The 13230-nt window shown below is 35.4% G+C and carries 10 protein-coding genes; 7 read left to right on the top strand and 3 right to left on the bottom strand.

The genetic code is table 11. The annotated features are described in order from the left end of the window. The 7 genes from ACE1OF_RS17860 to ACE1OF_RS17890 form a co-directional block, all read left to right on the top strand. The coding region (locus ACE1OF_RS17860; protein ID WP_448896130.1) for a hypothetical protein at positions 1-1082 on the top strand (1082 nt) is incomplete at its 5' end. A gap of 100 nt (positions 1083-1182) precedes the next feature. Continuing rightward, positions 1183-3357, top strand: coding sequence for a type I secretion system permease/ATPase (locus ACE1OF_RS17865; protein ID WP_448896131.1), 2175 nt, complete (start codon positions 1183-1185; stop codon positions 3355-3357). After that, the gene (locus tag ACE1OF_RS17870; protein WP_448896132.1) at positions 3354-4727 is read left to right on the top strand and encodes an HlyD family type I secretion periplasmic adaptor subunit; all 1374 of its coding nucleotides are present in this window, start codon (positions 3354-3356) and stop codon (positions 4725-4727) included. The genes ACE1OF_RS17865 and ACE1OF_RS17870 overlap by 4 nt, the downstream gene beginning before the upstream one ends. 62 nt (positions 4728-4789) lie before the next feature. Next, positions 4790-6196, top strand: a complete 1407-nt coding sequence (locus tag ACE1OF_RS17875; protein WP_448896134.1) for a TolC family outer membrane protein — start codon at positions 4790-4792, stop codon at positions 6194-6196. Beyond that, positions 6189-6827 carry an OmpA family protein gene (locus ACE1OF_RS17880; protein ID WP_448896136.1) on the top strand — a complete coding sequence of 213 codons (639 nt, stop codon included), beginning with the start codon at positions 6189-6191 and terminating at the stop codon, positions 6825-6827. Before ACE1OF_RS17875 ends, ACE1OF_RS17880 begins: the two co-directional genes overlap by 8 nt. Before the next feature lie 15 nt (positions 6828-6842). Beyond that, positions 6843-7565: a transglutaminase-like cysteine peptidase gene (locus ACE1OF_RS17885; protein WP_448896137.1), complete on the top strand. Its 723-nt coding sequence runs from the start codon at positions 6843-6845 to the stop codon at positions 7563-7565. A gap of 4 nt (positions 7566-7569) precedes the next feature. Further along, a complete protein-coding gene (locus ACE1OF_RS17890) occupies positions 7570-9486 on the top strand; it encodes a bifunctional diguanylate cyclase/phosphodiesterase (protein ID WP_448896138.1) in 1917 nt (638 codons plus the stop codon). 96 nt (positions 9487-9582) lie between these two features. On the opposite strand, the gene ACE1OF_RS17895 is transcribed toward ACE1OF_RS17890, so the two are convergent. The 3 genes from ACE1OF_RS17895 to ACE1OF_RS17905 form a co-directional block, all read right to left on the bottom strand. Then, positions 9583-10404 (bottom strand): hypothetical protein, encoded by an 822-nt coding sequence (locus ACE1OF_RS17895; protein ID WP_448896139.1) that lies wholly within the window; start codon positions 10402-10404, stop codon positions 9583-9585. Between the two features lie 55 nt (positions 10405-10459). Continuing rightward, the gene (locus tag ACE1OF_RS17900; RefSeq protein WP_448896140.1) at positions 10460-11866 is read right to left on the bottom strand and encodes a type VI secretion system contractile sheath domain-containing protein; all 1407 of its coding nucleotides are present in this window, start codon (positions 11864-11866) and stop codon (positions 10460-10462) included. Positions 11867-12004: 138 nt separating this feature from the next. Then, complete coding sequence (locus ACE1OF_RS17905) at positions 12005-13216, bottom strand: hypothetical protein (RefSeq protein WP_448896142.1); 1212 nt, start codon at positions 13214-13216, stop codon at positions 12005-12007. Positions 13217-13230: the final 14 nt, after the last annotated feature.

Consider the following 13230-nt stretch of genomic DNA (forward strand, 5'->3'; position numbering starts at 1 on the left):
ACCAAGGTGAAACCGTGTCAGGTAATGTCATTACACATAATGATGGTGACGGCGTGGTTGATACAGACGGCGGTGATGGTGCTACCTTAACGGTTACACATGTTAATGGTAATGCCTTAGTGTTTGATGTAACGACAGGTTATGCAACGGTAGTCGTTGAAGGTGGTAATCTAACCATAAATGCTCAAGGTCAATTTACTTATCAAAATAGTGATGGCTATATTTTAGGTTCAACCTCCCCAAGTTTTGAATATACGCTATATGATGGAACAGATAGTGATACGGCTACTGTGATAATTGATGTAGTTGATTATGCTCCTGATGCTATTGATGATAATAATTTTATTCAATATAAAGATGATGCGGGTTTAAGTATCGGTAGTCGAATTCGAGGTAATGTTATTGGTCGTGGTAGCTCAGGAGATAGAGCTGATAGCTCGCCAGACGGTACAGTTATATTAACTCAATTTGAATATGATGGTACAAGTTATGTGTTTGATGATAATAATACACAATTCACCATCAATACAGATTTTGGGATTTTTGTTATGTATGATACGGGGGCTTATACATTCTCAATGGATAGTGGTATTGATATAACTACCATACCTTCATCACTTCAATTTGACTACACTATTAAAGATGGTGATGCCCTTAATGCAGAAACAGACGATGCAGTGCTAACTATTGAATTAACACATTTTGATAGTGGCGGACGATCTGCTATTACTGATGAAGGAGAGTTAATTGATTTATCTTTTAGTGAGCAAGTTACTGACTTTAGAGTTCAAACAGAAAGTAATGTGTTTAATACTGCCCCCGATCTCAGTGACCTTTTTGCTCATCAAAATGATGGTAATCTTGACAACTATTTAGCATTTAATGGTCTTTCAGAAAGTGAAGGGGAGAATACGCCTGATGAAGTGTTAACGTTAGAAAGTGTTGAACTTAATAATATTAAGGGAGATGAAGAAACAATTGTTACTAACGGCTTCTTAAATGAAGGGGCAACAATACTGAGTGATTCAACACCAGAACATTTACCTAAACAAACTGAGTTTGACTCTAGTGATATTTTATAATTAAGAACTAAAATTTTATAAATAATTACAACGATCTAATGATGTAGTATGCTTTTATACATCATTAGATCATACGTTTGTTTAATGGAGTAAATTCTTAGTGCAATCAACAGTTCAACCATCAACTCAATGGGAGATTAACGCTTCTCAAAAGTTAAGTTTTGATCCTCTCTTAGATTGCCTTGTGGTATTAACTGAACATTTTGGTAATCCGTGTTCTGCAGATGCCCTAGCTGCAGGCTTACCACTTACTGGTACTAATTTAACACCTGAACTTTTACCACAAGCAGCTTCCCGTGCTGGATTAAGCGCAAAGTTAGTGCGTAAAGGTTTAAATGAATTACCTTCAATGCTACTACCTTGTATATTAATGCTTAAAGACAAAAAAGCACTCATATTGCAAGAGCTTAATATTGAAGAAAACAAAGCGATTGTCTCTTTACCTGAAACGGGTGGTGAAGAACGGCTGACTATCGAAGAATTAGAGTCAAACTTTGTTGGTTATCTATTTTTGATAAAACAACAATATCGCGGTGACAGAAATTTTGATGTTCATATTGATAACAGCAAAGAACATTGGCTATGGCAGAAAATTAAAGGGACCTCTGCAATATACCGAGATGTAATCATTGCTTCGGTAATGGTTAATATCTTTGCTTTAGTCTCTCCCTTATTTGTTATGAATATTTATGACAAAGTTGTTCCCAATCTTGCTTTTGAATCACTCTGGGTGCTAGCTATTGGTGCAAGCATTGCTTATATTTTTGATTTTATTTTAAAGCAGCTACGAGGATATTTAATTGATGTGGCAGGGAAAAAAATAGATATTGAAGTATCGTCAAAATTATTTGCCAAAGTTATTGGGGTTCCACTTGAAAAGCGTTCACCAAGCGTAGGTGGAATGGCTAAGCAACTGAGTGAATTTGATAACGTGAGAGAGTTTTTGTCCTCGGCGACAATTAGCGCGCTTGTTGATTTACCTTTTGCACTGTTATTTATGTTTTGTATCTGGCTTGTCGCAGGCGATTTAGTGTTATTTCCTATTATTGCCTCATTTTTGATTATTGGTTACACCTTATTAAATCAATCAAAGCTACGTAAAGCCATTGAAGAAAGTAATAAATTTTCTAGTTTAAGGCACGGACATTTAATTGAATGCCTAAGCGCGTTGGAGTCGATTAAAGCTAACGGTGCCGAAGGGATTGTACAAAATGCATGGCAGCAAATGATAGGTCATACATCAACTTGGCTACTAAAATCAAAAATTATTACGAATAAAGTATTAAATTTTGCAAGCTTCATAGTACAGATATCTGTTGTAGCCGTTGTTGTTTTAGGCGTGTATAGGGTATCTGATAATTTGATCTCTATGGGGGGAATAATTGCGTCGGTGATGCTAACTGGCCGAGCTATATCACCTATTGCAAAACTCGCGGGATTAATGACACGTTCAAATCAAACATTAAGCGCATTAAGACAACTTGATAAATTAATGGAGCAAGAAGGTGAATTTGAAGATAAAGCACACTTAGTGAGCCGTACCAAACTTTCAGGTAATATAAATGCAGAAAGTATTAGTTTTAAATACCCTAATAGTGAAACAACCTCATTGCAACAACTGTCGGTAAACATAAAACAAGGAGAAAAAATTGCCATTGTAGGTCACAATGGTTCGGGTAAAACAACTCTAGCTAAATTGTTACTTGGCTTATATCAACCCACAACAGGAAATATTCAATTTGATGGTTTAAACTACCAGCAAATACATCCTAGCGATCTCCGCCGAAATATTGGTTATTTACCACAAGACATAACGTTATTCCATGGCACTATTCGTGACAATATACTTTTTGGTACGAGGCAAGTCACCGAATATCAAATAATTCGAGCTGTGCAGTTATCTGGAGTCAACGTATTCACTGATAATAATACGCAAGGCTTAGATCAACAAGTTGGCGAAAACGGCAGTTCATTGTCTCGAGGTCAAAGACAATCTATAGCGCTTGCGCGTGCCATTTTAAATTCACCACAAATCTTGTTGTTAGACGAACCAACAGCAAGCCTTGATGCGCGTGCAGAAAAACAATTTATACAGTCAATAAAAGCGACAGCAAAAGATAGAACCATGTTGTTAATTACACACAAGATGGATTTACTTAAATTAGTTGATCGTATACTTGTATTAGATAAAGGAAAATTAATTATTGATGGCCCTAAAGATAAAGTATTAGAGCAATTGAAGAATGGAAAGTTTAATCAAGAGAAGCATTCATGAAGGTTAGTCAACAAGATTTAGAAATGGCTGATGATGTTTATGGGGCAATGCTTACCGAAGTACCAAGTTTACATCGCTTAACTATTTGGTCCATGGCAGGATTACTGTTTTGCTTTCTTGTTTGGTCTTATTTCTCATCGCTACAGCAAGTTACATCAGGTATGGGTAAAATAATACCTTCAACTCAAGTACAAATAATACAAAGTTTAGATGGTGGTGTTTTACAAAAATTATTTATACAAGAAGGCGTACAAGTATCGAAAAATCAACCAATCGCAAGAATTGATGATACACGCTTTAGATCTGATTTTGCAGAACAAAAACAAGAAGTTGATAGTTTAAGGGCAAACATTATTCGTCTTAGGGCTGAACTCTCTAGCGTGTTAATTGGTAATAATGAGCAATGGGAAAGGCAAATAGAAATTACTAAAAAAGTACCTGTTTATCCTGAAGATCTTATTAAAAATGCGCCTTTAATGGTTGAAAGGCAGCAAAATGAGTATTCTGAAAGACTTGATAATTTAATTAATCAACTTGAAATTCAAGGGCAAAAAATACATCAACGCCAGCAAGAAGTTGCTGAGTTGGCATCAAAAATTGATACCTTAAGTATTAGTTATCGTATTGCTATCAAAGAGCTTGATTTAACAAGACCACTTGCAGAAAAAAATATAGTTTCTAAAATAGAATTATACAAATTAGAACGCAGTGTCAATGAGCTAAAAGGTGAGTTAAGTGCGGTGCGACTTTTAGCGCCAAAATTAAAGTCCGCTCAACAAGAATCAATTTTAAATCGTCGTGAAACAATTCTTGCGTATCGAGCTGAAACTAGAGCTCAGCTTAATGAATTGCAAAATAAACTATCGAGAATTAATGAGTCTCAAGTTGGTGCGCAAGATAAAGTAACAAAAGCATTAATATTATCCCCAGTTGTTGGTACTATTAAAACTATACATATTAATACGTTGGGTGGGGTAGTGAAACCAGGAGAAACTATTGTCGAAATAGTGCCTACTGAAGATAAGCTGATGGTTGAAGCAAAAATAAAACCTCGTGATATAGGGTTTATTTACCCTGGCTTGCCCGCAGTTGTAAAAATTACCGCTTATGACTTTACTCGATATGGTGGCTTAACGGGGAAAGTAGAACACATTAGTGCCGATACAACACAAGATGAAGAAGGTAATAGTTTTTACTTGATTCGAGTGCGAACTGACGCTTCGAGCATTAAAAATAAAAAAGGTGAAGAAATGCCTATTATTCCTGGTATGTTAACTGAGGTTGATGTTATTACGGGAAAGCGTACAATTTTAGAATATATTTTGAACCCTATTTTACGGGCCAAGGAAGCTGCTCTGAGAGAGCGGTAACGTAAAACCAATAACGGTTAATAACGATAAATAACAACAAATAATACAAATATGGAATATTTATGAATAACGTTATGTTTAAATTGAATAGAAAAGTAGTGGTGGGTCTTTTAAGCTTGTCGACATTGTATTCTGTGAATCTCAATGCTCAAAGTTTAGAAGAAGCTGTTGCAACCGCACTAGATACTCACCCAGATATTCGTCAGTCATTTGCGCGATTTAAAGCAAAAGAAGAAGATGTTAATCGAGCTTTTGCGGGATACTTACCTACAATCGATTTAACCGCTGGCTATGGCTACGAATATACTGACACACCAGGATATCGTCGAAGCGCAGTTGATGGAGAGGATGGTAAAACCGAATTAGCACGTGGTGAATTTGGTATTAGTATTAAACAAATGTTGTTTGATGGTATGTTTACAAGTAATGAAGTTAAGAGAACAAAGTTTGAAGCAAGTGCGGAACAGTGGACACTCATTGCTAATGCTGAAGATCTTGCACTACAAGTTAGTAAAGCCTATTTAAATTTTTTAAAAACTGAAGCACTTATTAAACTGGCAGAAAAGAATATAGCCTCGCATCAAGAAATTTATGATCAAATTAAGGAACGTACAGATTCTGGCTTAGGTAGTATTGCCGACTTATCACAAGTGACTGGGCGATTAGCTAGAGCCCAAGCCAATATGATATCTGCACGTAATAATAGTTTAGATGCAAGAACACAATTTATTCGTTTAGTGAATATGCAGCCTAAAGAATTGATATTACCCGTTCCAGATGCTGATATGTTACCTAAGGAGAAAAATAGAGGATTAGAATTAGCACTTGAAAATCATCCTATTATTAGATCAGCTCAACAAGATATTAACGCTGCTCAGTCATTTAAAAGCTCAATAAATGCAAGTTACTATCCCAGTTTATCGTTAGAAGTCGATGCTAATTCTGATAATGATCTTGCTGGTGAAAGTGGTATTAATCGTTTTGGGACTGATGTTGGTGGTCATCGTAATGATGCTACCGTAATGTTGCGTATGCGATATAATTTATTTTCAGGCGGTAAAGATGTCGCTAATAAGCGAAATGCAGCCTATAAAGTGTCAGAGGCACAAGAAATTAATTACAGTGCGCATCGTCAGGTAACTGAAAGCTATGGGCTTGCATGGAACGCATTTGAAATGTTAGGTTTACAAAAAAACTATATTAAACAGCATATTATTACTGCAAAAGATACACAAGTGGTTTATAAGCAGCAGTTTGATATAGGGCAGAGAAGCCTGCTTGATTTGCTTGATACAGAAAATGAATTATTTCAAGCGCGTCAAGATTATTTAGATGCTGAGTTTAATGAATTAAGCGCAAGGTACCGATTATTAAATGCAACAGGGCAATTGCTTGATTCATTAAGGGTTACTCGATCAACGGCATGGCAAGGTGAACATTCATATGAGCAAGGAGCTTACAATGAATAATTTAATGTTAATTAGAATGCTATCAAAGGCTAAATATGTAGTGGCTATCGTTTTTACACTGGTTATTTCAGCCTGTGCTGATACAACTATTGTTACCTTAGAAAAATCAGTCAAACAAACGAACGATTTAATAGATTATGATAGAGATGGTGTTATTAAAGCGCGTGAAAAATGTGATTTTACTGTTGCTGATGCTGCCGTTGATAATTATGGATGTGGAACTAAAACGCCAGTAATAGAGCCTTTTAAAATAGATATTAAGTTTGCCAATAATTCTTCTGTAATTCCATCGCAGGGCTATGCTGAAATAAAGAAATTATCAGAATATTTAGAAAAACATCCAGAGCTTGATATTTTAATTGAAGGGCATACCAGTAAAGTGGGATCGGAAGCACTTAACCAAACGCTATCAGAAAATAGGGCAAAAGCGGTTGTGTTTGTGTTAGTAAATGACTTCAATATTGCGAGAGAAAGGGTATCCTCAATAGGGTATGGTTTTACTCGACTAGAAGAAGAGGGAAATACAGAGGAAGCACATGCTATCAACCGTAGAATTTTAGGAAGGTTGTCTCATACCCAAAATGTTGATGTACTTAAATGGGATATTTATACCGTAGATAAAGCTAACTAATAATTCATGGGTAGTATGAGAAAAAATGTTTCAATTCGATGGATTCTACTTAGATGTATAATTTCGAGATCTGTTCAAATACTACTCATAAGTTTATTATTTTTGTCAGCTATCTTTGCTCAATCAACATTGCCATTGAATAAAGAGAGAATCATTACATCGTTGGAAAAAAGCTACGGTAAAAGAGCGGCGAAAAGAGGGCAAGCTTGGTTTAAGTTAATGCAACCCAAAGCAGAAAATACAGAAAAAGACTCGTTAGAGAAAGTAAATCAATTTTTTAACATGTTTAACTTTATTGATGATATTAAGCTTTGGGGGGTTAACAATTATTGGGCGACTCCTATTGAGTTTATTGGTGTTAATGGCGGAGACTGTGAAGACTATTCAATCGCCAAATACTTTACCTTATTAGAACTTGGCATACCAGATGAAAAAATGAGGATTACCATGGTTAAAGCTGTAACACTTAATCAATATCATATGGTTCTCGCTTATTATGACACCCCAAGTGCAATACCGTTAATTTTAGATAACCTTGATGGCCAAATCAAACCCGCTAATCAGCGAAATGACCTTATTCCAGTTTACAGTTTTAATGCCAGCCAATTGTGGCTAAATAAAGAAAAAGGGCGTGGTATTCTTAGCGGAAAATCATCACGACTTAAGTTATGGCGAGATTTACGACAACGTATAACCACTTCAAAACTTAAACAACCCAAGTTCAAAATGGAGTTTTAAGATAATGACCTTATTTAGAGAAATAAACTCACTACTATTCGGACTATTCTTATTGGTCATGTCTAGCTTAGTTTATTTTCAGTTTACTCAAACTCGTGATTTTATGAACCAGCAGATGGAATCTGACTTAAATAATACCATTACATCTTTGGGGTTAATGCTTAAACCGCATATAGAATCTGGAGATATAGCAACAGCTGAAACCTTAGTGAATGTTATTTTTGAGGGCGGCTTTTATCGAAAAGTCACGCTTAAATGGTTGGCTGATGATAAAGAGCAAATATGGGAAAACCCAATTATTATTAAGGGCGTTCCACAATGGTTTATTGAGTTAGATTTATTCGAAAACCAGAAAAAAGAAAGCTTAATAACATCGGGCTGGATGCAATTAGCAACGCTAGAAATTGAAGGGCACCCTGCATTAGGTTATCGCGAATTATGGCGAGTAATGAACGATACTGTGATGATTTTATCCTTACTTTTTATTATTTCCATTTTTACATTAAGAATACGACTAAACCGAATTTTAAAACCGTTGCACGATGTTGCAATTCAAGCAAAACAAATTGCACAGCGTAAGTTTGGTAATGACATTGAGTTACCCAAAACCTCTGAATTAAGAGATGTTGTTGGCGCTATTAATTCAATGTCGGGCCAATTAAAGCAAATATTCTCGACCTTGGATAATGAAGTCGATGTGTTGACAAAAGATAAACTTACTGACCAAGTTTCAGGTTTACCTAATCGACAATATTTATCTGCGCAAATTAATAATTGGTTAAATGAGCCAGGTATTGGTGGGTTAATATTGGCTAAATTTGATTGGCTTGAAGATGTTCACAGTAAATACGGTTATCAAGGACGAGATGAAATAATCAAAATATTATCAAAGCGAATGCAGTCAGAATTACCTGAAATAGCGGATTGTATTATCGCACGCATTGCTAACACCGAATTTGCTTTTTTGATCACAAAAGCAGAACAAAATAAAATTGAATTGTACCTACAGTCATTAATAAGATTGATTAATCAGGAGATCATAAAAGCGGGTTGTACGCCAAATACTCGTTTTGCATTAGGAGTAAGCCAACGTATTGAAAGTATGAAATCTTCTGATTTATTAGCGCAATCAGATAATGCATTACAACAAGCTCAACGAGATGATAAGATAATTCATTGGATCGATTCAGAACAACCTCAAAAATACACTCGAGAACAGTGGCGTAAAAAACTAGAAGACTCAATTAATAATAACTATTTTGTCTTTCAATGGCAGCCTATTAGAGGGATGAAAAATAAAGAAATTATTCAACGCGAAATATTTTGTCGATTAAATGTTGATGAGCAGCTTGTTACAGCCTCAGAATTTATGCCTTTTATTGAGCTATTATCATTAGGTGCGCAATTAGACAAATGCTTACTAAATGCAATTGATAAGCAAAATATTTTAGCATTAGCTGAAGAAGGGATTGCAATTAACTTAACTCATGACAGTCTGCTTGACCCCAGTTTTATGTCTTGGCTAGCAGATTATCTTACTCAATCAAGCTATCCTGAGCGGATATTATTTGAATTACCAGAATCAGCGGTAATCACTTCTTTTGATAAATGTGATCAATTAGCCGATGTTATTAGGGTTGCAGGAGCCCAAATAGGTATTGATCAGTGCGGACGTCAATTGGGGTCGATGGACTATTTACAAAAGTTACAACCAAACTATATAAAACTTGACCAATCTTTTGCCTATTATGAGAAAACAAATCAAAATAAAGAATTATGTAGAGCACTACTCAATGTAGCTAAAGGGTTAAATATTGATGTTATCATTACAGGTATTGAAGATGAGGAGCAGCTAGCACATTTCAATTTATTGAAAGCGGATGGCTATCAAGGTTATATTTCTCCCATTGAAGATGTGTAATCATTTTTATTTAACACTGATTTATTAGATATTGTTAAGGGGTGCTGGTTTGACAAGGTGTTTCTATGTTAAGTTTAAATAAGGAGGGGGCGCTTGTTATTTGATCCTTATAAAAGTGGTTTCGTCAAATATACTAACCTTCTTAATGGCACGTTCTATTGAACCAACAGCAATAGTTAACTTCTGATTAGTTGTGAGTAATTCTTGATGATAACTTCTTAGTGATGGGCAGCGGTAATTTTTACACGTAAATGAGCGTAGCTCTACAGGCAGAGTACAACCCTTGTTGCCTTGAAATATACAGGCACTTTTATAATGTTTACGCGGAAAGAACTGACTATACAAACGAGTGAGTTCATCAAGAGTAAGTATTTTAGGCTGGTTAGCTAAAAAGTGGCTAAGTGAAGTGATATCTTGAAAAGCATGATTTTTTCCTAAACTACAACACTCTCCCAAACATGTAGCACAAGCTTTTCCTAGCAGTTGTTGTTCTGCACTTTCTAACGGCTCATTCAACTCATGCTCATATATTTTTGTCGAAGGCGGACGTTGTTTAATAATATCAAGATAGAGCGTTTCTAAATGCAGTAAAAACTCATTTTTTTGTTTTTTTGATAGTAAGACTAATGTACGAGTATTTATTGGTAATATTGCTATATTTGCGGCTTTTAACTGGTGAGATTTTATTAAGGTACTTTTTTTATCTAAGTTAGCCATTGAGGATTGTGTATTCAAAAAATAGTCATTACATGCTTGAGTTACTTCTGATGTAATTTCACTTAACATTTGTTCTTTGGCAGCAGCTATATCGTGTTGTGCTTTTGCCCTTTGACAGTTGGGTTTCTCACAAAATGAGCTTCTTATAAAGGCAACGTAAGACAGTTTAACATTACAACTCTGACAAACGTATATTTGCATAAAAAATCACCTTCTTTATTAGCGTAAATTTAAAAAAATTATTTATATAAAATGGTTAGGTATTAACAGCATGTATTTCATCAGAAAATAATCGAATGCTGTTTTTGTTTCGATAGCTTGCAAATACCATTATGCCTTGTTTATTAATATGAATAAGTTGTTGTTCAGATAACAAAAACTCACTACAAGGATGAAGTTTTTTTTCATTATCTTCGATATAAATAAAGGCAGGTAAGTCGGTGATATGCGTCTCTGTTTTCAAATATATATTTTCATCGCTGTGATATTGGTTTATTAATATTTGAGCGCATACAAAGGCTGAATTCCCCCACAATAATTGTTCATGTTGGTATGATTGTCTAAATTCTTCAAACACAAAAGTGTTAATTTCATCCTGTTTTTTACCATAGGGCAGACGTAGTAATATTCGAGGATAGCTCAGAGCTGTACATTTTGCTTGAGGTGTTTGTCTAAATTGATGCCAAAGAGAATCAGCACCAGCATTGATTAAACTATCAGTAGCCGCCCCAATAAATTGGCATTGAAGTGTTTCAGCTAGGCTTGCTAAATAATTTAAAGTATTAATATCGTCATTGGTGTCTGAAAACTGATAATTGCCAATGAGCACATCATAATAAGTACTATCAATGTTTTGTATATGCTGACTGATTTTTGTTACAAAGCTATTATTACCACTTACCGCATTGTGGAGTTCTTTTTTGCTGGTATTGACAAGATAAAATAATTGGCAGCTTTCATCATAATTCGTATTAAAAATAACATCTCTGGTTGAACGCCAAGCCGACTCTAGTGCTTGAAATTCACTCGAATGCATGATGGATCTCATTAACTCCTCTATGGCTGTATTAATAAATATCAGTATGTTTTCATGTTCAGGTTTTATATCTTTAATGATATGAGGCTTGAGTAGCGTAGTTAAAAATTGATTTAACTTGTCCGCAGCATTTGATTTGGAGTTTGCTGTTACCTGAGGTGTAGAGGTGCCTGGTGAAGAGTGTTGTTGCCCCAGTAAACGTTCAAACATGTCATTCTTATTTTCAAACGTATTGTTTTGTGTTTGAAAGCTTTCTTTTAATTGGTAACTAGACAGTATTTCTTGTGTAGCACGTTCAGCTGTAGAGGGGTTGCTTAATTCTTGTTTTAAACGGCGTAAGTTGTTGAAAATAGCATGCTCAAATAGGTTGTCAGGATGAAAATCTTCAAGTTCATGAAAAGCGAGCTCTTCGCCTGATGGTAGTTCGAGGGAAGGCGATAACTTAATCATGACCTCATCAAAGTTATCGATGTTTATTGCTACAATTGAATGAGTAGTTGTGTTTTCTTTTGCACTGCGAGCGCCAGTGAAATCACCTAAAAAGTAAATCCTCATTGGCATATTGTTATCTTTAGGCTGAGAGATATTTGTGTTGAATCCGTATTCAAAATTGAGGCCGCCTGACATTGATATCTCCAAAATAAATTGAGTAAACTAGCATTTTCAGCGCACACAGTATTACCGACCTAACGGTATACATTATTACAACAGACTAAATTCAAACCTAAAAGAGCTTACTTGCTATTAATAGTTATACTAGGATTTCTAGGATTTAACCTTGTAAAATAATTTCTTTACACCATGTTTAAACTTAGTAAAGTTGGATGCATTCGCTGTTAAAAATTCACTTTTAGGGGCGTCGCTAGCGTAACCTTTCATCATTTTAATTGTCCAACCGTATTGAGACTCTTCTTCTTTCGTTCTGAATTTCATTTCAAAATTAACGCCAGCTACATATTTTGATGCAAGCTTTTGAACTTCTCCAACCTTCGCAACAGAAGCTAATAATGAGGAACTTGCAATAGTACTGGTATCATTGGAAAGTACAGAAGTAAGGTTAAAATGGCCAATATAATTTGCAGCGCCGAAAAATACACACCCGACAAAAGCGGATGAGGCGCAAATAATTTGGAAATCACTCAGCGTCATTAACTTACGCTCTTTGACACATTCTCTGCATAAATCTGTAGCTTTTCCAAAGGTAATCGCTTGAAATGTGCTGTAAGCAAAAGATGAAACAGCTTCTACTATGCTAGTAACAAAATCAAAAACTGAAGAAGCTCCCATAGTGAAAATTTGCAATAATAAACTGGTTAGCGTTTTTGCAAAGGTATAAGTTGTTTTTAATCCTGAACGAACCCCCTCTACTTGAACATACTTTCCAAAAGCATCTAGCGCTACTTTAGGAAAACCACCTGCAATACTTGGGCTTGCTTCTTTTAATGACTCCCAAGCTGTTCTATGGCCATGAGTTTCTATAACCCCAATAGCACCATCAATTAAACCTTTAACAGCAGCAAAACCTGGCACTAAATTTCCGATAAGTTCTTTGGATAAAATTATTTTTTTTATCCAAGCAACAACGGAACTTAACCCCAATTTAAGCACTTTAACTAACCTTTGAATATAAGGATCGCTGTTGATTTTTGCTTCTACTTTAGACCATACTTTTGATAATAATGTCTGGATCGCGGAAAAAGCAACCTCGTCTCCACTTGTAGATGCACGTTCTTTAGCTGAAGTGCTCTCAGGTGAATCTGAAGAAAATGCCTGTGAATTTGCAATATTTACAGCTGACCCTACCGCTTGCCAAGCAAGGGCTTCCCAATCATAAGTTAAAGTAGAAAGTAGTGTTATGCCTCGTTTTAACCCTTCTTGTTGAGCGTCTTGCAACATTTCTTTTTCTTTAGTAGTCAATATAATACTAGATGTTTTTGGGGGGATAAAACTAGCGTTTACTGCATGATTAGTGGTCATCTTCTTATCCTTTT

This window comes from Colwellia sp. E150_009 (assembly GCF_053543955.1).